Below are 21,964 nucleotides of genomic sequence, written 5' to 3' on the forward strand. Positions count from 1 at the left end.
TTTGTATTAATCATCATAACATTTTAAAACTTTAAACACGTCACTATTATGAAAAAATGGCTTATACCCTTAATTATTATCCTTGTTGTAGGATTTGGAGTTTATAGGTGGGCAGTAGGATTTAACAATACCGCTGTAGAATTAAACGAAAACGTAAGCGAAGCTTGGGGTAATGTTCAAACCTCGTATCAAAGAAGAAATGATTTGATTGGCAATTTAGTAAACACAGTAAAAGGAGCTGCTGATTTTGAACGCACTACTTTAACCGAAGTGATTGAAGCCCGTTCTAAAGCAACGCAAACGACTATTGATCCTTCTAATATCACACCAGAACAATTAAAACAATTCAACGAGGCTCAAGGTGGCTTGAGCAGTGCCTTATCAAGGTTATTGGTAACCGTAGAGAAATATCCAGATCTTAAGGCCAATCAAAATTTCTTAAAGCTTCAAGACGAATTGACCAGTACGGAAAATACGATTCAAACTGCGAGAACACGTTATAATGAGGCTATAAAACCTTACAACAACCATGTTAAGAAGTTTCCAAACTCCATTCTGGCAGGTATTTTTGGCTTTGAAGGCAAGCCCTATTTTGATGCTGAAGCAGGAGCTGAAAAGCCGGTTGAAGTTGATTTCCAATTTGATTAAACATTATGTCCAACATTGAAGACTTTTTAACTTCTGAAGAAGAGCAGGAAATTATTGAAGCCATTAGGATTGCAGAAAAAAATACTTCTGGCGAGATAAGGGTTCACATTGAAAGAGAAGCAAAAAAAGACACCTTTGAAAGAGCCTTGGAGGTTTTTCATTTATTAAAAATGGATAACACCAAACAGCAAAATGGCGTACTTATTTATGTCGCAGTTGATGACCACTCGTTTGTCATTTATGGAGATAAAGGCATTAATGAGGTGGTAGAACATGATTTTTGGGAGACCACCAAAAATGCCATCCAAGCTCAATTTAAAAAAGGACATTTTAAACAAGGACTTATTGATGGTATCCTCAAAGCTGGAAAGGAACTGGAATCCTTTTTCCCTTGGGATGCCAATGATATAAACGAATTACCAGACGATATTTCAAAAGGTTCCATTTCATGATTATAAACAAACAAGGCAATAAACTATGGGGTTTCAAACACCTCTGGACCTTATTGTCCCTATTACTTTTAACCTCAGTATCTCAAGCACAATTTGATATTCCGCCTGTTCCTAAGGAGCAGACCAGTGTTTACGACTATATTAACTTGTTGAATAGCTCTCAAAAAAGCAATCTTGAAAACAAGTTGATAAAATACTCTGACACTACTTCAACGCAAATTGTAGTAGCCATCATTGAGAGCACAAAAGGCGAAAACATTGGTTTACTAGCACCAAAATGGGCTCACGAATGGGGAGTTGGACAGGCCAAGGAAGATAATGGTGTTTTCATATTGCTTGCCAAAAACGACCGCAAAATATGGATTGCCCCTGGTTATGGGGTAGAACATAAATTAACGGCAGGTATTAATGGTGAGTTAATCAGAAATATTATTATCCCAGAGTTTAAAAAAGGAGATTTTTATGGTGGCCTAGACAAAGGAACCGATGCTATTTTTAAAGTATTGGAAGGTACTTATAAAGGAACTCGCAAATCCTCGCAAGCCGATGAGTTTCCAATAGGCCCCATCATTATTCTCATCTTTTTCCTTATTGTCTTTATCATTGCCCTATCAAAAAATAAACGAGGCGGTGGTGGCTCAGGCGGAAGACGCTCTAGCGGCTTTGATATTTGGGACGCCATTATATTAAGCAATATGGGAAGAGGTGGTTACGGCAGATCCTCTGGTGGCTTTGGTGGCGGAGGAAGCTTCGGAGGTGGCGGCTTTGGCGGTGGCTTTGGAGGCGGCGGCTTTAGCGGCGGTGGTGCTGGAGGAAGTTGGTAAATCTTTCTTTGTAACTTAAAAACCAAAAAGGGGCGTCTCAAATTGAAACGCCCCTTTTTGGTTTTTCAATTTTTGAATATTTCTTAGTCCATCCAGAAACCACCACGGTCATTCACTTCTCCCTTTTTACCTAAACTATTGAACTTCCAACTAAAGCTCAACATAAAATACTGTTGTAGTACGGTACTCTGTGAATCTTGAATATAATTCTGGGTAGCCGTTCTTCTGGCATTGGTATTTTGGTTTAACAAATCATAGACTTTAAAAGTGGCTGTAGCTTTATCTTGTAGAAAGGAATAGGCCACTGTTGTATTCCAGAACCAAGCACTTTTCTGGAAACCGGCCGAAATGTTGGGATTATAATTAAAGGTTATATCATTTCGCCATTCAAGATTCTTTGGAAGGAAAAACCCGGTTCTAATATTCAAATTGTGGTATTGGAATCTCTGATCTTCAAATTCTTCCAAGTCGTATGAATTGTTTGTAAATGTCAACGAATACCTAGGTCGAATTTCAAATACATCTTTCCAAGTGAACTTAAAGTTTACTTCTGGAGATAGAGACCTCACGTCACTGGCATATTGCACCCCATTATTGAAGTTGACGTTTCTAGCAAAATTTCCATTGGCACCTACCCCAAATCTCACCGTTCTTAAAGAATCTATTTTCACTTCTTTATTGTAATCCATTCCCGCATAAATTTGATAGTTCCCATCAACATTTTCATAAGTTGTTTCTCTTACAAAATTTTCATCAATGATGGTTTTGGAAACCACAGCATTATCTGTTACTCGAGCATTGACATAAGACCAAAATCCTGTATGTTTTTGAAAGTCATAATTATTGAATCCCATGTACAATCTATGATTGTTTGACGGCTCCAAATTGGGATTACCCACAATGGTATTCAATGGGTCTGACACATTTGTAAAGGCTTGAAGCTGGAATAATTCTGGCGGATCATTATTCAGCCTATACCCCATATACATTGAGGATTTACCACTAAATCGGTAATTGGCATTGGAATATAATTGAACCGCTTCAAAATCACGTTCTATATTAAATTGAGGTCTTAAATTATCACGGTTTTCAAGCGTTCTAAAAATATATTCGGCTCCAGCTCTAGCTGAGAATTTTTCGCCACGGTAACTCAAGGATAATCCGGGTGTACTATTTTGATCTAAATACTCAAAGTCTGTACTCAAATCTTCATTGAATTGAGAATATTCCCCCATATCATCCAAATCATAGGTGGATTTAACATCGGTAGACTTGTTTCGATTAAACTTGTATTCCAAATTCACAAAAAACTTCTTTTCTACAATGGGAATACTATACCTTATTTCAGAACCCAAATTATCGGTTTCACCATTCCCATCTGTAAATTGGTTTCTTATGGTTTCATCAATTAAAATGAAGTCTGGATTATTAGGGTCCAACTCATCCGCTCCATAGACGTAGGTTTCAGAATTCAGGAAATCGTCACTATTTGATTGACCTATTTCATTGGTAATACCAACTCGTAAATACCCTCCTTTGTCAAACTTCTTGGTAATATTGATTCGGTTATTAAAGGTTTTACCATCTCTTTCCACAAAGGAATTTGTTGCCGATGTGTTAGTCAATTGTCTTTCATCATTGAAGGAACTTTCTCCATTATCAAAGGAGGTCTTGGTTCTTGAATAACGAAACGAAGGCTGCACATTGATCAAAAATGTAGAGTCCACCTTAATATCAAATTCCAAATTTGCCGAATGGCTATCTGTGTCATTATCGCTTCTAGATCTCGAATCTGTATAGTATCTAGAATCGGGCAAAATGTTTTCACGTTGTGTGGTCGATTCATTAAAAGAGCTACTTCCCGAAAAGAAATAATCGGCCGAAACATCAGTATCCTTTCCTATTACATCCGCATAATTCATCCCTGCATTTTGGGAAGTCGTAATTCCTTGTCCGCCACCAAAAGTTCTTCCATCAATCGTAAAGGAACCGTTACTATTCCAAGACATACTGTTTCCACGACCAAACATTTTTTCAATTTCCCCAAAACTAAATCCGGGGGAATTGATGTTATTCCCTCCTGCTAAAACACTGATTCGTCTATCGTTATCAAAATAATTAAACATTCCGGCGAATTCGTACCGCTCATCGGTACCGCCACCTGCAGACACCCTTCCAAAAACACCTTTATTGTTTTCTTCTTTAATCGTTAGGTTGATGGTTTTGTTTTCCCCATCAGTCACTTCTCCTGTAAATGCCTCGGATTTACTTTTGGTGTCTACCACCTGAATCTTTTCAATGATATCCTTGGTTAAATTTTTGGTTGTAATACTAGGATCATTACCGAAAAATGGCTTCCCATTAACCAATATTTTATTTACAGATTTTCCATTGACCTTAATGGTTCCATCATCCTCAACCGTCACACCTGGCAATTGCTTCAATAAATCTTCTACCGTTGCATCTTTTTTGGTTTTAAAGGACTTCACATTAAATTCTAAAGTATCCTTCTTAATGGTCACAGGAGCCGAAGCCTTAATCACGACCTCATCCAAGGCGTCAGAACTTACTGCCATGACAATATTTTTAAGGTCAATCACCTCTTTATCCAATTTGATATTTTGATAATAGGTTTTATAACCTACATACGAAACAAACAAATTGGCTTCCGTATCTCCCGTTTTCTCCTGTAGGGAGAATCGACCGTCTTTATCAGAAATGGTATAGGTAATCAAAGAGCTGTCCTTAACTCTTTGTAAATAAACAGTAGCCGATTCTAAGGGTGATTGATCTTCTTCTGCAACTAGTTTTCCAGAAATTTTAAATGGATTGGTTTGGGCAATAGAAGTTAAGGCATAGAAACATGCCATGAACACAAGGAATTTCTTCATTGACTTTTTTTGATTGATGTTTAGCTTATTCAGTTAAGAGAACGAAAATAGCTTAGTAATCGTATGAAACTTCTTAAAAAAAACCTAAACTTTCCTTAAAATTCAATGAGTTAGCCCCTATTAAATCCTATTTTTTACGCATATAAACGGTTACCGGAACTCCATGAAAATCAAAATGTTCCCGCAATTTATTTTCTAAAAAGCGTTTATAAGGATCCTTTACATATTGTGGAAGGTTGCAGAAAAATGCAAATTGCGGTTGTGGTGTAGGCAATTGCGTGATAAATTTAATTTTGACGTACTTCCCTTTATATGCCGGTGGTGGATTGTTTTGAATAATAGGAAGCATAACATCATTCAACTCTCTAGTTTTTATCTTTTTGCTCCTATTTTGAAATACTTCTACAGCAGTTTCAATAGCTTTAAAAATACGCTGTTTGTTCAATACTGAGATAAAGACAATAGGCACATCTGTAAAAGGCGCTATTTCTTGTCTTATTTGCTTTTCAAAATCTTTAAGGGTTTTATTATCCTTTTCTACAAGGTCCCATTTATTCACCAAGATAACAATCCCTTTTCGGTTGCGTTCTGCCAACCAAAAGATGTTTTGAACTTGACCATCAAAGCCTCTTGTAGCATCCAAGACAAGCAAGCACACATCACAGTGCTCAATAGCCCGTATACTTCGCATCACCGAATAAAACTCTAAGTCTTCTTTAACTTTTGATTTTCTTCTGATTCCGGCGGTATCCACCAAGTTGAATTCAAAACCAAAACGGTTGTATTTGGTATCTATAGAATCCCTAGTAGTTCCGGCAATATCGGTAACGATATAACGGTCTTCGCCAATTAAGGCATTAATAAAAGAAGATTTACCGGCGTTGGGACGTCCTACCACGGCAAATCGTGGCAACTCCTCTTCTTCTCTTTCTTCTTTTTCTGGCAAGGACTCAACTACAGCATCCAGTAATTCTCCAGTTCCACTTCCGTTGATACTTGCAATGGTATAATATTCTCCTAATCCTAAAGAGTAGAATTCTAAAGCATCATGAACCCTAGCAGCATTATCTACTTTATTAATGGCTAAGAATACAGGTTTTTCTACCTTTCTTAATAATTTGGCGACGTCCTCATCCATACCAGTAACACCAGCTTCTACGTCCACCATAAAAATGATAACATCGGCTTCATCAATAGCCAATTCTACCTGTTTATCAATCTCGGCTTCAAAAACATCATCACTACCTACAACGTACCCTCCGGTATCTATCACAGTAAATTCCCGTCCGTTCCAATCACTTTTACCATAATGGCGATCTCTAGTCACGCCGCTTACGGCATCAACAATGGCTTCACGACGTTTGATCAACCTATTAAAAAATGTAGACTTACCGACATTGGGACGTCCTACTATAGCAACGATACTACTCATAATCTTAGAATTGTTTGCAAAGGTAGTGTTTACAATCTGAAGAAAAAATACTATTTTTCTGCAGATTATCAGCTTCTTTTATGGCTTTATCCAATGACATTGTTTTAAGACCCCGATTTCAATTAGAATTATCGAGATCAAACCAAACCATACTCAAGGCATTTGAACAAACCAAAGGCCATCAAAAGAATTTTGTGGTTTCACGAATTGACAACCATGTTTTTATCAGAATACCAAAAGCAGAACAACATTATTGGTCTCCCCAATTGCATTTGGAAGTGTTGCCTAAAGATCAAGACAACTGTACGGTTCATGGTTTGTTTGGCCCCAACCCAACCATATGGACCATGTTTATGTTTCTTCATTTTATCGTGGCTGGTCTTTTTATCGTTTTTGGAATTTGGGCTTACTCTAACTGGACTTTGGAATTACCATTTGTGGTACAGCTCACCATCATGTTTTTGATGGTTATAGCATGGGTAACCCTCTATTTATTGGGTAGAATGGGAAGACATTCAGGCAAAGAGCAAATGCATCAATTACATGATTTTATGAACGACGTCTTGAAGCAGGAACATTTACTGTAATACAGAAGCTTACTTTTGATTGTATCCGAACCTTCTTAGTTGATTTGGATTGCTTCTCCAATTTTTATTCACCTTGACAAACAGCTCTAAATGAACCTGTTTCCCGAAGAAAGCTTCCAAATCCTTTCTAGATTCTACACCTACTCTTTTTAAGGCCGAACCTTTATGCCCAATAATAATACCCTTTTGAGTATCACGCTCAACCATAATGACTGATTGGATTCTGATAATCTCTTCTTCCTCCACAAAGGATTCGGTTTCAACCTCAACAGAATAAGGGATTTCCTTTTTATAATGCAGTAATATTTTCTCCCTAATCGTTTCATTAACAAAAAATCGTTCAGGCTTATCAGTCAATTGATCTTTTGGATAAAATGGAGGTGAGTCTGGTAACAATTCAACAATCCTAGTAAAAACGGTTTCTACATTAAACCCTTCCAGAGCAGACACAGGAATAATTTCGGCATTTGGCACTTTCTCTTTCCACAATTCCACTTGGGCTTCCAGCTGTTCTTGATTGGAAGTATCAATTTTGTTCAACAACAATAAAACAGGAATTTTAGAGTGGACAATTCGATTAAAAAATGCTTCATCCTTTAACTCCTTCTCCCCTATCTCAACCATATAAACCAACACATCGGCATCCTCTAGAGCAGACTTAACAAAGTCCATCATACTTTCTTGAAGCTCATAAGCTGGTTTGATAATTCCCGGGGTATCACTGAATATCACTTGAAAATCCTCGCCATTGACAATACCCAAAATACGATGTCTCGTGGTCTGAGCTTTAGAAGTAATAATTGATAATTTTTCACCTACAAAAGCATTCATCAATGTAGATTTACCCACATTGGGATTCCCAATAATATTCACAAAACCTGCTTTATGCCCCATCTTTGTCCGTTTCAATTTTGGCAAAGGTACAACCTTAACGGTTTACTTGCATCAAGGTAAAGAGATAACTTGTACTTTTGTAACTACAGACTAATTTTACAACCAGCACATGGTATACAACATTATTGAACCTACAGCCAAAAAAGTTCCTATCATATTAAGTTCACCTCACTCTGGAACCCTGTTTCCAGACGAGGTGAAAAAGCAATTAAAAGCAGAAGTCGTATCAAATCCCGACGATACCGATTGGTTTATAGATCAGTTATACGATTTTGCCCCTGCTATGGGCATCACGATGATAACCGCTCGATACAACCGATGGGTTATCGACTTAAACCGTGATCCAAATAGCAAGCCTTTGTATAATGATGGCCGTGTAATCACGGGCTTGGTACCAACCACCAATTTTAACGGCGATTCTTTATATCAAGATGAAACGCCAACGGAGCAAGAAATGGAACATAGATTACTGCAGTATTTTTTGCCATATCACCAAAAAGTTTCAGAGCTTTTAAATGAAACCAAATCGCAATTTGGAAAAGCCCTTCTTTTTGATGCCCATTCCATAAGAAAAGTTGTCCCTGGTATTCAGGAAGCCCCTTTTCCAGATTTAATTTTGGGAGACAACGACGAAACATCCGCTTCCAAAGCACTTATTGATTCAGCCATAAGTGTATTGGATTCCCACTCCTTCAACTTCAAGCATAACCACCCATTTAAAGGGGGGCACATCACTAGAAGCTTTGGAAAGCCTTCAGAAAACATCCATGCATTGCAATTGGAAATGGCCAAGACGAATTATATGGATGATTCCGAGACCAAATACCATCCCGAGCGTGCCGAACAGATGCGACTTGTTTTAAAATCCCTTTTTGTGAACCTAATAAATACCCTTTCCTAATGAGCAAAGCCTATCGATTCCACGCGCTTTTAACAGAAACCGGTTGGTTGACCAACGCTGTAGTAACCTTAAATGAGAACGGTTGCGTCCTTTCTATCAAGCAAGATGACTTGGCCCAAGCCGAAAACATTAATGGTTTTGCCTTACCGGGATTTCAAAATGCCCATTCCCATGCCTTTCAATATGCTATGGCAGGATTGGCCGAATTACATGAAGGTAGCGGGCAACCCGATGATTTTTGGAGCTGGAGATCGGCCATGTATGACTTGGCATTGCAAGTATCGCCTGAACATCTGGAAGCCATTGCCACCATGCTGTATAGCGAGATGTTGAGACATGGATACACCTCGGTAGCCGAATTTCATTATGTACACCACGACCCTGACGGAAATCCTTACAGCAACTTAGCTGAACTTGGTTCCCGTTTAATTTCAGCCGCCCAAACAGCAGGAATCCAAATAACTTTGGTTCCTATGTTCTATCAAAAAGGAGGCTTCGGAAAAGAAGCTGAAAGCAAACAGAAGCGATTTATTTCAAAGACCATTGAGGACTACTATCGCTTATTTGAAAGCAGTGAAAAAGCAGCACAATATTATGACCAGGCAAAAGTTGGCTTGGGGATTCATTCCTTGAGAGCCGTAACCGGTGAAGACATCATACAGGTGGGTAGAAACTTTGGCAATAACCGCCCATTTCACATTCATGTTTCAGAACAAATTAAAGAGATTGAAGACTGTAAAGCCTTTTACCAACAGCGCCCTGTTGAATGGTTATTGAACAACATGGACCTTAACCCTAACTATCATTTGGTGCACGCCACCCATTTAAATGATGATGAAGTTAAGGGGATTGCTACATCTGGCGCACATGTGGTTTTGTGCCCTACTACGGAAGGAAACTTAGGAGACGGTCTATTTAGATTTCACGACTACAAAGCACTTAACGGATCATGGAGTATTGGCACCGATAGCCATATAGGAATCAGTCCGATGGAAGAATTACGTCTTCTAGATTATGGCCAGCGTTTAACAACCCATAAGCGCAACACGTTTTACCTACCCTACCATGGGGACAGTGGTTTGAATGCCATCACTATGGCCTACAAAGCCGGAAGACAAGCCATGGGGCGCTCACATGAATCCTTTTTTGAAATTGGGCAACCTTTTAACACAGTGATCTTTGATGCCAATTCGCCTCTTATGGCAGCTACCAATATAAAACATATATGCAATTCCATAGTGTATGCCAGTGATGTGTCTCATATTTTGGGCACCATGGTAGAAGGTGAATGGATCACGTTTAAAGGACATCACCACAATCAAGGACACATTGTATCCGATTTTGTAAAAGCTTTGAGAGACCTGAAATCGAGATTATAAAATCTTAGGAACGAGGCTTCCCTATTCCACGGTCATACATCACGATACTTCCGGCAACAGATACATTGAGGCTAAGTTGAGAAGTGAACTTTACCAAATGATGGCTTTTCTCAATCGCCTTCTTGGAAAGACCGTGATCTTCGGCACCCAATAAGTAGACACAACGTCTTGGATGGTGAAAGGTTTCCAAAGGTTCGGCATCCTCAGTTAATTCCACACCTACCAGTCTTGCTCCCTTTGGTAAGTTGTTGTAAAACTCTTCAAAGGTATCGTAATGAAAATAAGGCATAGCCTTGACCGCATTGTGGGTATCGCAAGCCTGTTTGGCATATCGGTTTCCTATAGTAAATATAAAACTGGCTCCCATATTTTGGGCAGATCGCCAAAGCACCCCTAAATTCTCTGGGGTTTTCCCGTTTTGAATCCCGATTCCGAAAAACTCATTGACAAAATTATCGTTCATGATGCAAAGGTAACAATTCAAGGAAGCTTAAAAAGCTGGGTGTATCTCCAAGTTTGATGAAATGGATGTTGTAACTTTACCAACAACCTGACAGCAGATGACCATACAAGTTTGTTCAGATTTACACCTGGAATTAAAAGAGAACCGCGAGTGGTTTAAAAAGCATCCCATTATACCAAAGGGCGATATTTTAATCATTGCTGGTGACACCTACTTTTTAAACCGAAACTACGCCAAACTAGACTTTATCAAACAAGCATCTCAGGATTTTAAAGAGGTCTTTCTCATTCCCGGGAACCATGAATTTTACGGTGGTTATGATGCCGCTTATGCTTTATATCCTATTGTAAAGAACATTGCCCCCAATGTCACCTTGTTAAACAACACCTCCTTACAAATAGAAGATTACACCTTTATTTTTTCGACCATGTGGTCACATATCAGCAAGCAGATGTATGAAGTGATTAACGGCATGATTGATTTTAGAAACATCATTTATAAAGGCGGTCAATTTTACATGCACCATTTCAATAAACTACATAAAAAGTCCTTTGAGTTTATTTCAGACGAAGTTCAAAAGAAGGGAAAAAAGGTAGTGGTTACCCATCATCTACCAAGTACCCAATGCCACCTCCAAGAATTTAAGGGCAACTTGTTGAGTGAAGCCTTTTGTGCCGATAAAACCGATTTTATCTCCAATAACAACATTCAATATTGGATTTATGGACACAGCCATGGCAATCAAAGGGATTTTGAAATTTCCGGAACCAAGATGGTCACGAACCAGTTTGGCTATATCCATTCTGAAGAACATCACGATTTCAATTATGAAAAAACCTTAGTCTTAACTTAAAACCTCAAGACATGAAAACTTTAAAAGCCACCCGAATCAACATCATGATATCCCAAATGGATCAAAGTATTCAGTTTTATGTGGAAGTTTTGGGATTACCTCTATTGAATCATTGGGGTGACCATTATGCCGAAGTACAGGCCGCCAATGTGATTTTGGGTCTGCACCCTACCAAAGAAAACACCCAAATAGGTGATAATTTGAGTATCGGGCTTGGGGTTACCAACTTTGACGAAACGGTCGCTGACTTAACCGCCAAAGGTATTATCTTTAATGTTGAAAAGGATGGTTACATCAGACTGGCCCATTTTAAAGACCCTGATCAAAATGCTCTATATTTGGCCGATGTTAAAGAATAAAAAAAAGCAGAAGGAACCTTCTGCTTTTCTATTTCAACTATTTCTTAAGAGATGCCATATCAATGACAAAACGGTATTTGACATCGGCGTCAACCACACGCTCCCAGGCTTTATTCACCTCTTGAATATCTATCATTTCTACATCGGGTAACACTTGGTGCTCTCCACAAAAATCCAACATCTCTTGGGTTTCCTTAATCCCCCCTATCATGGAACCTGCTATATTTTTACGTTTTGAAATAAGCGCTCCACCGTGCACTTTAGAGAGCGGTTCAATGGCACCCACCATGGCCATGGTAGTATCTCGTTTCATCAATCCCAAATACGGATTCACATCATGATCAACAGGAACCGTGTTCAGTAAAAAGTCAAAGGAATTGGCATGTTCTTTCATTTGTTTGGCATCAGTGCTTATAAGTACCTCATCGGCTCCCAAAGCTTCAGCATCACCTGCTTTGTCTGGAGACCTCGTGATCATCACTGTATGAGCACCCAAGGCATGGGCAAATTTGATTCCCATATGGCCCAATCCGCCTAAACCAATAACCCCTACTTTATCTCCTTTTTTCACATTCCAATGTTTTAAAGGCGACCAAGTGGTAATACCAGCACACAATAGAGGTGCTACCTTAGCAGTATCCAAACTTTCTGGAATGCTTAGCACAAAGGCCTCATCTACCACCACACTTTCAGAATACCCGCCATAAGTATGTCCGCCGGTATGTGGGTCGTGACTGTTATAGGTAAATGTAGCTCCCGTTTCACAGTATTGCTCCAAATCATCTTGACAGGAATGACAAGTTCTACAAGAATCTACCATACAACCTACCCCTACCAAATCACCTTCTTTGTGACGTGTAACATCATTCCCAACGGCAGTTACCCTTCCTATAATCTCATGTCCAGGAACCACTGGATATTTGGCTGGTCCCCATTCACTGCGGGCAGTGTGTATATCACTGTGACAAACACCACAGTACAAAATATCTATATGAACATCTGTGGGCTTTAACCCTCGGCGTTCAATTTGAACTGGTTCTAAATCTTTATCCTTGGCATGTGCGCCATATGCTTTAACTGTCATCTTTATTGTTGTTTTAGTGATTTTCTTATTTCTGGAACCACTTTGGTTCCATACAATTCTATGGCCTTCATTAAATCTTTATGTGCAGGCCCGCCCACATCTATATGGGCCACATATCTAGTTAAGCCAAACATTTCAATCAGACTTAATATTTTATCTACTACTTGATTGGGTTCTCCCATAAAAAGAGCGCCTTCTGGAGATATTCCTCCTTCAAACTGCGCCTTGGTATAAGGTGACCACCCTCTGCTTTTCCCCACCCGATCCATTTGTGCTGCATAAAGCGGAAAATACTCAGCTAGTAAATCCTCTCTTGAAGCCGACAAATAGGTATGTGAATGCACGCCTATTTGCATGGAGCCCACATCATGGCCATGATTCTCATACTCCTGCTTGTAAAAATCTATCAAGGGTTTAAACTGTTGTGGCATGCCACCAATGATGGCAAAAATAATAGGCAATCCTAATTTGGCAGCTCTATATACTGACTCTGGCGTGCCTCCTACAGCTACCCAAATAGGTAAAGGTTTTTCGGGTCTGGGATAAATGGTTTGCTCATGCAAGGATGCCCTAAAATTTCCTTGCCAAGTCACCGTTTCCTCGGCATTAAGCTTCAAAAGCAACAGTAGTTTTTCTTCAAACAAGGCGTGATAGTCCTTTAAATCATAGCCGAACAAGGGAAAGGATTCTATAAAACTACCCCGACCAGCACATATTTCTGCCCGCCCATCTGAAAGCAGATCGAGTGTGGCAAAATCCTGGTATACCTTTACGGGATCAGAAGAGCTTAAAACCGTGACCCCACTACTTAACTTGATATGTTTGGTCACAGAAGCTATGGCTGCCAAGACTATTTCTGGAGAAGCTACCGCATAATCTGGGCGGTGGTGCTCACCAAGAACCAAGGCATCCAAACCCAATTGATCTGCCAATTTTATTTGTTCAAGCATTTGAGCTAAACGCTCTTTTGGGGGTTGGGCTTGATTGGTATGCCTGTCGAATGAAAGATCTCCAAACATGCCCAGACCAAATTCTATTTGATTCATAGTATTGATAGTACTTTACAGATTTAGGAATTGATGGTATTTATAGGACTACTGGCCTTATCCAACAGTTCCAAATCTTCGGCATCCAAATTCAAAAGCGGTGCTTCAAACAATGTTTTTAACTGAGATTGACTGGTGGCACTAGCTATAGGAGCCCCAATGGTAGGCTGAGCCAACAACCAAGCCAAAGACACGGTTGCCGGAGTGGTTTGATGTTTGTTTGAAACCGTATCAAGAGCTTCAAGTATGGCGAGTCCTTTATCATTCAGGTACTTTTTAACACTACCACCGCGCGGACTTTTTTCCAAATCTGCTTCTGAACGGTATTTACCCGTTAAAAATCCCGAAGCCAATGACCAATAAGGAAACACCGTAAGTCCGTATTGTTCTGCTAGCGGTCGGTATGTGGATTCAAAATCCCTTTCCAATAAATTGTAATGCGGTTGTAGTGCCTGGTATTTAGGCAAACCATATTTCTCTGAGGCTTGAAAGGAATCGTGTATTCTTTCTGGTGATAAATTGGAAGCCGCAATATACCTTACCTTCCCAGCCTGTATGATTTCTTGATAAGCTTCCAGGGTTTCCTCAACTGGTGTTACTTCATCATCAAAGTGGGTGTAATACAAATCGATATAGTCGGTTTGCAAGCGTGTTAAGGATTGATCAACTGCCTTTAAAATATGTTTTTTGCTGGTATCTTTAGGATGTATTCCCGTTTCTCCTCCCACTTTGGTAGCCATGATGACCTGTTCCCTATTTTTCCTCTCTTTCATCCATTTACCTAAAATGGTTTCAGACTGTCCGCCTCCTTTACCATCTACCCAGTAGGAATACATATCGGCGGTATCGATAAAATTAAAGCCTTGATCTACAAAGGCATCTAAAATGTGGAAGGATTCTTTTTCATTTAGGGTCCAGCCAAACACATTGCCTCCCAAATTTATGGGAGCAACCTGCAGGTCTGTTTGACCTATTTTTATTTTTTTCATGATGTTTTACTTAAGAAGTCCTAAGTTATCTAAATACCAAGAAAACAAGGGGCTTTGGACTGTTATAATATTCTTAAAATGATTTAGTCAAAAGCCTATTGGGTATTAACATTTTACAATTATCATATGGCCCTAGTGCCCAAAAAGCTATTTTAATGACTATTATACTCTGGTAAAGTGGCAAGAAATTTATTTTCTGAAGGTGAATGAATCAATTAACAGATTAGTTTGTTTAGTCTTTTTGATGAATACAATAGCCGATTTTATCAGTTATTCTGACATCAATCGAATATTATTCGAATAATAGTCGTTTAATAAACCTTTATAAATTTCACCATCAGGAGCTCCTAAAACCCAAACAATAAAAGAAATACCTATTATTTTGCTGAAAACAGCTTTAGCTCTATCAAAACCCCTTTAACGTGTAAGTATTTCTTTATATTTGGGTGTATATATAATAAATATATGTTCACCAGTGAACATATCCACATGTTGTAAACAATTTCTGAGATGAAAAAAAGAACTAAAATAATTCTTGCTTTGCTGCTAATATTACTCATCATTGCCTCCTATTTTGCTTACCAACAAAAGTTTTTTATTAAAATGGCGATGGTACCTTTGAGTACCTATACTCCAACTGAGATTCCGAAAGACAGCACGGAAACTTTTGTTGCTAGAGGTAATATGGACAATAAAGAAGCTTTCATCTATGTACAAGGCGGACCTAATTATGTGCTTTTTTCAGATTCGTTTAATCCCTTATTAGAAATTGAGAATAGTGATAACCTCTTAAAAATATATCCCCAACAATCTCAGATAATCAATACTTCTGCATTCGCTGCAAAACCTACTTTGACCAAAGAACAGGCCATTTATGAATTAAAACAAAGTGTTGAGTTACTTTCAAGAACGATTGCCTATTTTAAAAATCGGGATAAAAAAGTTTACGTTATTTGTCACAGTTATGGTAGTGAAATAGGACTTGAGTACCTTTTAAACAAAATAAACAAGGCCGATAAATTCGTATTAATGGGATTGAATCTAGATATGGATTTAAAAAACATAGACGCTATTAAAAAAGGGAAAATTATTATTTGGGAAGACGGTGTAAACCCAATAGAACAGGATCCTTTTCCTGGTTTTTTAATGGAAACCTCTTTAAAAGAAAAATTTACCAATATGTCAATGCTAATGTTGAATGGCGAAAAAAGATTTACAGAACTTCTTTCTGATGTTGACCTGAGTAATGTAGTTTATGTTTATGGAGAAAGTGATGCTTCTGTTGGACGGCCAAAGCAATATGAAATTGATTTTCTTAAATCAAAAAGTGTAGAGGTAATAAAATTAGATGGCGGACATATGAGCATGTGGACACCGGAATTCATGAATAAACTTTATAAAAACATTACAAAAGAATAAAAAACTGTTTACAACACTGGCTATAAGTAATTGCTTGTTCTCGCCTACTTCTGAAAATCCTCGCGGGTTTTCAGTTCGGTGTGTACTTGCTAAGTTAAGTGCTAACCCACGTAACTACTCATAGCCGAGACCGTTGTGCAACATTTGACCAAACTATCCTGAAAATATGTTTACACCAATAATCAGAATCATACTTGTCATATTTAGCTTGATATCAGCTGCATATTTTTACTCAAAAGAGGATTATGCAAATATGTCAATGATGTTAATAGCAGGTGGACTTTTTATTTACGGATATTTCAAATATGGAACTGTTTATGCTGCTTTTCAACAAATAAAAAAAGATAATGTAAAAAAAGCTGAAGAACTGATTTCTAAAATTAAAAATCCAGATAAACTGACTAAAGGTCATAAGAGCTATTACTATTTCACGACTGGAATTATTGCTTTAGAGAAAAAGGAATTTGAAAAAAGTCATTCTGACTTGACTCAAGCCCTGAATATAGGATTAAGAACTGAAAACGATAAATCAATTGTATTGTTGAATTTAGCGAATATTGAACTTTTGAGAAATGATTTTGATAAAGCGACTGAATTTATTAAAAAGGTTAGAGAACTTAACTTAAAACCATTAGTTGAATCGGAAACTAACCGAATTGAAAAAGAAATAAACGTTGCACAACAAAGTGTATAATTCATTGCTTCTGATTTTCCTTTCGGAAAATCCTCGCGCTGAGCTATCACCAAGTTTTATTTGCTAAATTAGTGACCAGGCCAACGCAACAAACCATACACAAACCGTTGGCAACCATTAAAACAAAACGCAAATGAAATTGAAATTAGCATTATTAACTTGTTTAATCCTTTTAGGGTTAAATATTTCCGCACAAGAATCAAAATACATTGAAGTAACAGGAAGTGCTGAAATGTTAATTGAACCTGATGAATTTATTTTCATTATCGGGATCGAAGAATACTGGAAAGAAGAATTTGAAAAAAGAAGGAATTCGAGGATTACAAAAACAAGGTTAAAATAAGCGAAATTGAGGGACAACTTATAAAAGATCTAAATGAATTGGGAATCAAAACAGAGGATATAAAGTCAACCGAAGTCGGAAACTATTGGAGATACAGAGGAAAGGAATTTTTAATCAGCAAAAAACTTGAAATTTCACTGACCGACTTTAAATTAATAAACCAAATCATTTCTAAACTAGACCGAAAAGGAATTGACTATATGCAGATTGGAGAACTGAAAAACAAAGAGCTGGTCAACTATCGTAAAGAAGTAAAAAAACAAGCATTACTTGCGGCAAGAGAAAAAGCAAAATATCTTTTAGAAACAATTGACAAGGAACTTGGTGATGTTATTTCAATAACTGAACTAAATTCTGAAAATTACTTTTGGAGACCAACATTATCAACAAGTAATGTTATGATGAATTCAAGTGAAAATCCTGAAGCCGAAAACGAAAAGAAAATCAAATTGAGATTTGAAATTAATGCCAAATTTGGAATTAAATAACGGTTGCCAACACTGGCTATAATTCATTGCTTGCAAAGTGCTAAACCAAAAACCATTAACTTTAACCGGCTTGATTCCTACTCCGAAAATCATTCTGATTTTCCTCGCAACGGAATCATAGCCTAACCGTTAGCATACATTATGAAAAACATCACACTACTGATTTTAATATTGAGTTTTATAAGTTGTAATTCAGACAAAAAAACGTCTGAATTAAAAACTACACCTGAAAAACTTAATGCTGACTTAATTGGGATTTATGAATATAAAACACCTGAACAATCTGAAAATCACTACATCGTAATTGACACTCTAAATGGAAAATATAGCGGACTTTATTTCGGAACCGAAGATAGTGGCGGACACGGAGTTTTCTTTTATGGAAACGGAATGGAAAATCTGAATTTAGAAAACGGAAAAATCAGTTTTGAAATTGGAAAAAGAGACCTTTACGAAACAACTCGATTTAGAATTGTGAAACATAAAAGAGATTTAGAAAAAGACTCAACAAGTGGAGTTTCAAAAGGACAGTTAAAATATAGCGGAGAATTATCAAAAAACGGATTGAAATTAAACTGTGAATCTGAATTTGGATATTGTTGGGAGAACGAACTGAATTTTGAAAAACTACCTGAAAATAAATAACGTATGCTAACACCGGCTATAGTTCATTGCTTCTGACTTTCCTCTCGGAAAGTCCTCGCAAATTTGCTATCTTCGGTTTTCGGCGGAAAATCCTCGCGGATTTTCACGCAACGAAACCATAGCCAAACCGTTGTACGCAATTTGCCCAAACTGAAAAATGGACGAGAAAACAAAAAAACAAATCGAATTACATTCTGCTGGAGCGACAGTCAGACATAAAAGTTCATTTGAGGAATTGGAGCATTACTCAAACGAAAAAAAGCTCGAACCTGATTTTATAAAAAAATGGTGTGTTCCTTTCTATATGTTTCAAATAAACAACACAGCTGAATTTATAGAAAAGCTTGAGCCATTAAAAGCTGAACTCAATACAGGTATAGTTAAGAATTTACTTGGTGATTTTAATTGGAGGACACGAATTGTCGGAGCATATTTCTCAACAATAATGGAATTAAAGGAAATTGAGGATATAATCGGAATTCATCTTTTAAAAAGTCAAGTTTGCTATGCTGGAACTGGATATTGTTTGACTTTAGCTTCTTTCAACACTAAAAATGGAATCGAATATTTAAAAAAATATCTTGATTACTATTTGACTCAAAAGCACTTACATTTTGACCAAAGAGATGCTATGTCTGCTCTTAAATGGACTGACCAACTCAACGGAACGAATGAAATGGAAAAATATTCAGACCTATACCAAGATTGGGTTTCTGACAAATATGCTCAAGATTTAGAATTGTCATTTAAGGGATTTGAAAGTCAAATGGAGAGTTTAATTAAAATAAAAACTGCGTACAACAATGTATAACCGCAATTACGGCGGATTCGACTACGTCCGAATCCACTCGGAATTGCTAACGTCAGTTCTTAACCGAAAATCATTAACTTTAAATCCGTAACTGACGGTTATACGAACCGTTAGCGAGAATTGTAAATAATGAAATATATAATCCATTTGTTAGCACTTTTTATCCTTCTTGGGTGTAATGACAAGAAGGATGTTAAAAACAATCAAGAATTAAACCCTGTTACAGAGAAGCTATTAACCAAATCACCTAAGGAAATTGGTCTCAATGATTCAATCTTCAACACAATAACAAAAAAAATTGAAGACCAAGAGTACACAAATATTCATAGCCTTTTGATCGCCAAGGATGGTAAGTTAGTTTATGAAGAATATTTCGATGGCGAAGACAAAAATCTGGGGCAGGATCTTGGGTCTGTTCATTTTACCGACACTACGCTCCACGATATACGCAGCATTTCCAAGAGCGTGGTATCAGCTCTAATTGGCATTTGTATTGACAAGGGGCTAATCAAGCATGTTTATCAACCTATTTCTGATTTCTTTCCTGAATATGAATTTGAAGGAGCCAAATCGGAATGGACTGTCCAACAGTTTCTGACCATGACCACTGGCTTGGATTGGAATGAGAATTTACCCTATACCGACCCAGAGAATGGTGAAATTCAAATGCTTCGCAGCAAAGATCCCTTGAGCTATGTATTGAATAAGCAATTAAAAGACCTACCGGGAACAAAATGGGTGTATGCTTCAGGAGCCACATTGGTTTTAAGCGAAATCGTGATGCGTACCAGCAAAATGCCACTCGACCAGTTTGCTAAAGAAAATTTATTCGTTCCGTTAGGAATTGAAAAGTTCGAGTGGAATAAATATTCCCATGTTTCTGGTGGGGCCGACATCATTGCCGCTGCGGCAGGGTTGAGATTGAGACCACGAGATCTCATGAAGTTTGCACTCCTGTATCGGAATAATGGTCGATGGAATGGACAGCAGATAATCAGCGAAAGATGGGTCAATGAGACCTTTAAAAGACGAATCACTTACCCTTGCGACCCCGGTTATGCATGTGTAAACTTTTACTGCTACCAATGGTATTCTTGGGACGACTTTGCCGGAGAAAAGGGTTTTGAACTAATTAAAGCAGATGGTAACGGTGGTCAACGAATCTACCTAGATCTTGATAATGACTTAACGGTGGTAATGACTGCAGGAAATTACAATTTGGAAATACCCTCTGAGAAATCTGCCTACACGTTGCTAATGAAAGAAATCTATCCTATATTCCAAAACACCAAAACTCGCTAACAATGTATAAAAACCATTAAAACGGTTTTTATACTAACCGTTGTGCAAAATTTAAAACCGAAATCGAAAATGAAATATATTACCAAATTTACCTTACTATTTGCAATACTATTCTTCTTGAACTGTTCGAAAGAAAAAGAACAAAGTTTGCTCTTAAGTGGAAAAGTAATAGGAACTGAAACGAAATCTATTCTTCTAGTAAAACCAAACCAAGATATGAGGTTTGACTCATTAATTGAAATTCCGGTTGAAAATGGGAAATTTTATTTTGAATCTAAACTCGATAATCCTGAAGCTGTCAATCTTTTTCTTGGAGAAGCCAAAGAAAATGGAGGAGGACGTTTTATGCCTCTCTTTTTGGAAAACAAAAAAATTGACTTAACCATTCATTCGGAAGAAGAATTTGACAAAAACGTAACTAATGGAGGAAACCTAAACGCTGAATACACAAAATTCAAACAAAATTTTGAGAATAAATTCAACAATAGAATAAAACCACTTCAAGATAGTATTAGTGCACTTTTTAAGAGTGACGAATATCACAGTGATAAAGCAAAACTACTTTATGCGGAATTAAGACAAACCAAAAATCAAGATGAGAAAGTAGTCATTTACAAAAAGCTTGATGATTTAGAAAAATCAGGAGAAAATTTAAGCCCTAAAGCCAAAGAGTTAGACAATAAAATAAAACCTATTTACGAGGAGCAAAAGCTGTTTAAGCAAAATTACATTGAAAACAATCCTAACCTTGTGTCATATTCCTTTTTTTTAGACAACTTGATTTTTAATAAAGAAAATCTTGATGTTAATTCTACTAAAAAAACTTACAAGATATTATCAGACGCCCATCAAAATCATCCATATAACGAACTTGCATCAAACCTAATTAATGCAATTGAGAACATAAAAATTGGAAAAAAATATACTGACTTTTCCGCACCTGATTTAAATGGAAATGAAATCAAACTTTCTGAAATAATTAATGGAAAAGTAGCATTACTAGATTTATGGGCTACTTGGTGTGGGCCTTGTATAGCCAAAAGTAGAACAATGGTTCCTCTCTACAACGAATACAAAGACAAAGGATTTACAATTATTGGAGTTGCTGGAGAATTTAAAAATACAGATAGACTTGTAAAATTCCTTGAAAAAGAAAAATGGCAATGGACAAACCTTATTGAGTTGGACAGACAAAATAATATTTGGCAAAAATATGGAGTCGATGGTGGCGGCGGTGGAATATTCCTAATTGACGAAAATGGAATAATATTAGCAAAAGACCCGACCGCTGAAGAAGTTAGAATGGAATTAGAGTCTCGATTGAATTAAAAAAACTTTGCACAACACCATGTAAAAATAATTGCTTGGTTCTAGCCTACTCGGAAAATCCTGCGGGTTTCCCTCTGGTTCGTTGCATTTTTAGTAAGTTAGTTGCTTGCACACGCAACTATCCTTACACA

At 37.4% G+C, this 21,964-nt stretch carries 23 protein-coding genes; 16 read left to right on the plus strand and 7 right to left on the minus strand.

What is annotated here, in order from left to right; translation table 11 throughout:
- The first annotated feature begins 48 nt into the window (after positions 1 to 48).
- Genes ZA07_RS02735 through ZA07_RS02745 form a run of 3 tightly spaced genes read left to right on the plus strand, consistent with a single transcriptional unit; the run spans position 49 to position 1,924 of the window.
- Positions 49 to 648, plus strand: a complete 600-nt coding sequence (locus tag ZA07_RS02735) for a LemA family protein (RefSeq protein ID WP_053970202.1) — start codon at positions 49 to 51, stop codon at positions 646 to 648.
- A gap of 5 nt (positions 649 to 653) precedes the next feature.
- The gene (locus ZA07_RS02740) at positions 654 to 1,100 is read left to right on the plus strand and encodes a TPM domain-containing protein (protein ID WP_053970203.1); all 447 of its coding nucleotides are present in this window, start codon (positions 654 to 656) and stop codon (positions 1,098 to 1,100) included.
- Positions 1,097 to 1,924: a YgcG family protein gene (locus ZA07_RS02745; RefSeq protein WP_053970204.1), complete on the plus strand. Its 828-nt coding sequence runs from the start codon at positions 1,097 to 1,099 to the stop codon at positions 1,922 to 1,924. Before ZA07_RS02740 ends, ZA07_RS02745 begins: the two co-directional genes overlap by 4 nt.
- An 83-nt stretch (positions 1,925 to 2,007) precedes the next feature.
- On the opposite strand, the gene ZA07_RS02750 is transcribed toward ZA07_RS02745, so the two are convergent.
- Together ZA07_RS02750 and der are read right to left on the minus strand one after the other, a co-directional pair.
- On the minus strand, positions 2,008 to 4,815 hold the full coding sequence (locus tag ZA07_RS02750; RefSeq protein ID WP_053970205.1) for an outer membrane beta-barrel protein: 2,808 nt from the start codon (positions 4,813 to 4,815) through the stop codon (positions 2,008 to 2,010).
- A gap of 127 nt (positions 4,816 to 4,942) precedes the next feature.
- Complete coding sequence (der, locus tag ZA07_RS02755) at positions 4,943 to 6,247, minus strand: ribosome biogenesis GTPase Der (RefSeq protein WP_053970206.1); 1,305 nt, start codon at positions 6,245 to 6,247, stop codon at positions 4,943 to 4,945.
- Positions 6,248 to 6,327: 80 nt separating this feature from the next.
- Between der and ZA07_RS02760 the strand changes: the two genes are divergently transcribed.
- Entirely contained in the window at positions 6,328 to 6,834 is a 507-nt protein-coding gene (locus ZA07_RS02760) for a hypothetical protein (RefSeq protein ID WP_053970207.1), read from the plus strand.
- A gap of 9 nt (positions 6,835 to 6,843) precedes the next feature.
- Here the strand turns inward: ZA07_RS02760 and era are convergent, their stop codons facing one another.
- Positions 6,844 to 7,728, minus strand: a complete 885-nt coding sequence (gene era, locus ZA07_RS02765) for a GTPase Era (RefSeq protein WP_053970208.1) — start codon at positions 7,726 to 7,728, stop codon at positions 6,844 to 6,846.
- Positions 7,729 to 7,837: 109 nt separating this feature from the next.
- Between era and ZA07_RS02770 the strand changes: the two genes are divergently transcribed.
- Both ZA07_RS02770 and hutF read left to right on the plus strand, forming a co-directional pair.
- The gene (locus ZA07_RS02770; protein ID WP_053970209.1) at positions 7,838 to 8,629 is read left to right on the plus strand and encodes an N-formylglutamate amidohydrolase; all 792 of its coding nucleotides are present in this window, start codon (positions 7,838 to 7,840) and stop codon (positions 8,627 to 8,629) included.
- Positions 8,629 to 10,008: a formimidoylglutamate deiminase gene (hutF, locus tag ZA07_RS02775; RefSeq protein WP_053970210.1), complete on the plus strand. Its 1,380-nt coding sequence runs from the start codon at positions 8,629 to 8,631 to the stop codon at positions 10,006 to 10,008. Before ZA07_RS02770 ends, hutF begins: the two co-directional genes overlap by 1 nt.
- Positions 10,009 to 10,012: 4 nt before the next feature.
- Here the strand turns inward: hutF and ZA07_RS02780 are convergent, their stop codons facing one another.
- Entirely contained in the window at positions 10,013 to 10,471 is a 459-nt protein-coding gene (locus ZA07_RS02780; protein WP_053970211.1) for an RNA methyltransferase, read from the minus strand.
- 97 nt (positions 10,472 to 10,568) lie between these two features.
- Here ZA07_RS02780 and ZA07_RS02785 point away from each other — a divergent pair, with 97 nt between their 5' ends.
- Together ZA07_RS02785 and ZA07_RS02790 are read left to right on the plus strand one after the other, a co-directional pair.
- On the plus strand, positions 10,569 to 11,324 hold the full coding sequence (locus ZA07_RS02785) for a metallophosphoesterase (protein ID WP_053970212.1): 756 nt from the start codon (positions 10,569 to 10,571) through the stop codon (positions 11,322 to 11,324).
- An 11-nt stretch (positions 11,325 to 11,335) separates the two neighbouring features.
- Positions 11,336 to 11,683 carry a VOC family protein gene (locus ZA07_RS02790; protein ID WP_053970213.1) on the plus strand — a complete coding sequence of 116 codons (348 nt, stop codon included), beginning with the start codon at positions 11,336 to 11,338 and terminating at the stop codon, positions 11,681 to 11,683.
- A 37-nt stretch (positions 11,684 to 11,720) separates the two neighbouring features.
- Here the strand turns inward: ZA07_RS02790 and ZA07_RS02795 are convergent, their stop codons facing one another.
- From ZA07_RS02795 to ZA07_RS02805, 3 genes are read right to left on the minus strand one after another with little or no spacing between them, the layout of a single operon-like run.
- On the minus strand, positions 11,721 to 12,767 hold the full coding sequence (locus tag ZA07_RS02795; protein WP_053970214.1) for an NAD(P)-dependent alcohol dehydrogenase: 1,047 nt from the start codon (positions 12,765 to 12,767) through the stop codon (positions 11,721 to 11,723).
- A gap of 2 nt (positions 12,768 to 12,769) precedes the next feature.
- Positions 12,770 to 13,804 (minus strand): Atu2307/SP_0267 family LLM class monooxygenase, encoded by a 1,035-nt coding sequence (locus tag ZA07_RS02800; protein ID WP_053970391.1) that lies wholly within the window; start codon positions 13,802 to 13,804, stop codon positions 12,770 to 12,772.
- Between the two features lie 32 nt (positions 13,805 to 13,836).
- Positions 13,837 to 14,802: an aldo/keto reductase gene (locus ZA07_RS02805; RefSeq protein ID WP_053970215.1), complete on the minus strand. Its 966-nt coding sequence runs from the start codon at positions 14,800 to 14,802 to the stop codon at positions 13,837 to 13,839.
- A 510-nt stretch (positions 14,803 to 15,312) separates the two neighbouring features.
- Between ZA07_RS02805 and ZA07_RS02810 the strand changes: the two genes are divergently transcribed.
- The 8 genes from ZA07_RS02810 (at position 15,313) to ZA07_RS02840 (ending at position 21,833) form a co-directional block, all read left to right on the plus strand.
- Positions 15,313 to 16,221: a hypothetical protein gene (locus ZA07_RS02810; protein WP_053970216.1), complete on the plus strand. Its 909-nt coding sequence runs from the start codon at positions 15,313 to 15,315 to the stop codon at positions 16,219 to 16,221.
- A 166-nt stretch (positions 16,222 to 16,387) separates the two neighbouring features.
- Positions 16,388 to 16,915, plus strand: coding sequence for a hypothetical protein (locus ZA07_RS02815; protein ID WP_197276691.1), 528 nt, complete (start codon positions 16,388 to 16,390; stop codon positions 16,913 to 16,915).
- Positions 16,916 to 17,048: 133 nt separating this feature from the next.
- Complete coding sequence (locus ZA07_RS16145) at positions 17,049 to 17,258, plus strand: SIMPL domain-containing protein (RefSeq protein WP_197276692.1); 210 nt, start codon at positions 17,049 to 17,051, stop codon at positions 17,256 to 17,258.
- Between the two features lie 38 nt (positions 17,259 to 17,296).
- A complete protein-coding gene (locus tag ZA07_RS02820) occupies positions 17,297 to 17,746 on the plus strand; it encodes an SIMPL domain-containing protein (RefSeq protein WP_231628619.1) in 450 nt (149 codons plus the stop codon).
- A gap of 141 nt (positions 17,747 to 17,887) precedes the next feature.
- Positions 17,888 to 18,391 carry a hypothetical protein gene (locus ZA07_RS02825; RefSeq protein WP_157492042.1) on the plus strand — a complete coding sequence of 168 codons (504 nt, stop codon included), beginning with the start codon at positions 17,888 to 17,890 and terminating at the stop codon, positions 18,389 to 18,391.
- Positions 18,392 to 18,548: 157 nt separating this feature from the next.
- On the plus strand, positions 18,549 to 19,202 hold the full coding sequence (locus ZA07_RS02830) for a DUF6000 family protein (RefSeq protein ID WP_053970219.1): 654 nt from the start codon (positions 18,549 to 18,551) through the stop codon (positions 19,200 to 19,202).
- A 129-nt stretch (positions 19,203 to 19,331) separates the two neighbouring features.
- Positions 19,332 to 20,504 (plus strand): serine hydrolase, encoded by a 1,173-nt coding sequence (locus ZA07_RS02835; RefSeq protein ID WP_053970220.1) that lies wholly within the window; start codon positions 19,332 to 19,334, stop codon positions 20,502 to 20,504.
- Positions 20,505 to 20,573: 69 nt separating this feature from the next.
- Positions 20,574 to 21,833 carry a TlpA disulfide reductase family protein gene (locus tag ZA07_RS02840; protein WP_053970221.1) on the plus strand — a complete coding sequence of 420 codons (1,260 nt, stop codon included), beginning with the start codon at positions 20,574 to 20,576 and terminating at the stop codon, positions 21,831 to 21,833.
- Positions 21,834 to 21,964: the final 131 nt, after the last annotated feature.

Origin of the sequence: Mangrovimonas sp. ST2L15 (genome assembly GCF_001280515.1) — a bacterium.
GTDB lineage: Bacteria > Bacteroidota > Bacteroidia > Flavobacteriales > Flavobacteriaceae > Mangrovimonas > Mangrovimonas futianensis.

Coding starts and splice junctions, on each gene's coding strand:
- ZA07_RS02735 (WP_053970202.1), top strand. CDS start 49: ATGAAAAAATGGCTTATACCCTTAATTATTATCCTTGTTGTAGGATTT.
- ZA07_RS02740 (WP_053970203.1), top strand. CDS start 654: ATGTCCAACATTGAAGACTTTTTAACTTCTGAAGAAGAGCAGGAAATT.
- ZA07_RS02745 (WP_053970204.1), top strand. CDS start 1,097: ATGATTATAAACAAACAAGGCAATAAACTATGGGGTTTCAAACACCTC.
- ZA07_RS02750 (WP_053970205.1), bottom strand. CDS start 4,815: ATGAAGAAATTCCTTGTGTTCATGGCATGTTTCTATGCCTTAACTTCT.
- der (WP_053970206.1), bottom strand. CDS start 6,247: ATGAGTAGTATCGTTGCTATAGTAGGACGTCCCAATGTCGGTAAGTCT.
- ZA07_RS02760 (WP_053970207.1), top strand. CDS start 6,328: ATGGCTTTATCCAATGACATTGTTTTAAGACCCCGATTTCAATTAGAA.
- era (WP_053970208.1), bottom strand. CDS start 7,728: ATGGGGCATAAAGCAGGTTTTGTGAATATTATTGGGAATCCCAATGTG.
- ZA07_RS02770 (WP_053970209.1), top strand. CDS start 7,838: ATGGTATACAACATTATTGAACCTACAGCCAAAAAAGTTCCTATCATA.
- hutF (WP_053970210.1), top strand. CDS start 8,629: ATGAGCAAAGCCTATCGATTCCACGCGCTTTTAACAGAAACCGGTTGG.
- ZA07_RS02780 (WP_053970211.1), bottom strand. CDS start 10,471: ATGAACGATAATTTTGTCAATGAGTTTTTCGGAATCGGGATTCAAAAC.
- ZA07_RS02785 (WP_053970212.1), top strand. CDS start 10,569: ATGACCATACAAGTTTGTTCAGATTTACACCTGGAATTAAAAGAGAAC.
- ZA07_RS02790 (WP_053970213.1), top strand. CDS start 11,336: ATGAAAACTTTAAAAGCCACCCGAATCAACATCATGATATCCCAAATG.
- ZA07_RS02795 (WP_053970214.1), bottom strand. CDS start 12,767: ATGACAGTTAAAGCATATGGCGCACATGCCAAGGATAAAGATTTAGAA.
- ZA07_RS02805 (WP_053970215.1), bottom strand. CDS start 14,802: ATGAAAAAAATAAAAATAGGTCAAACAGACCTGCAGGTTGCTCCCATA.
- ZA07_RS02810 (WP_053970216.1), top strand. CDS start 15,313: ATGAAAAAAAGAACTAAAATAATTCTTGCTTTGCTGCTAATATTACTC.
- ZA07_RS02815 (WP_197276691.1), top strand. CDS start 16,388: ATGTTTACACCAATAATCAGAATCATACTTGTCATATTTAGCTTGATA.
- ZA07_RS16145 (WP_197276692.1), top strand. CDS start 17,049: ATGAAATTGAAATTAGCATTATTAACTTGTTTAATCCTTTTAGGGTTA.
- ZA07_RS02825 (WP_157492042.1), top strand. CDS start 17,888: ATGAAAAACATCACACTACTGATTTTAATATTGAGTTTTATAAGTTGT.
- ZA07_RS02830 (WP_053970219.1), top strand. CDS start 18,549: ATGGACGAGAAAACAAAAAAACAAATCGAATTACATTCTGCTGGAGCG.
- ZA07_RS02835 (WP_053970220.1), top strand. CDS start 19,332: ATGAAATATATAATCCATTTGTTAGCACTTTTTATCCTTCTTGGGTGT.
- ZA07_RS02840 (WP_053970221.1), top strand. CDS start 20,574: ATGAAATATATTACCAAATTTACCTTACTATTTGCAATACTATTCTTC.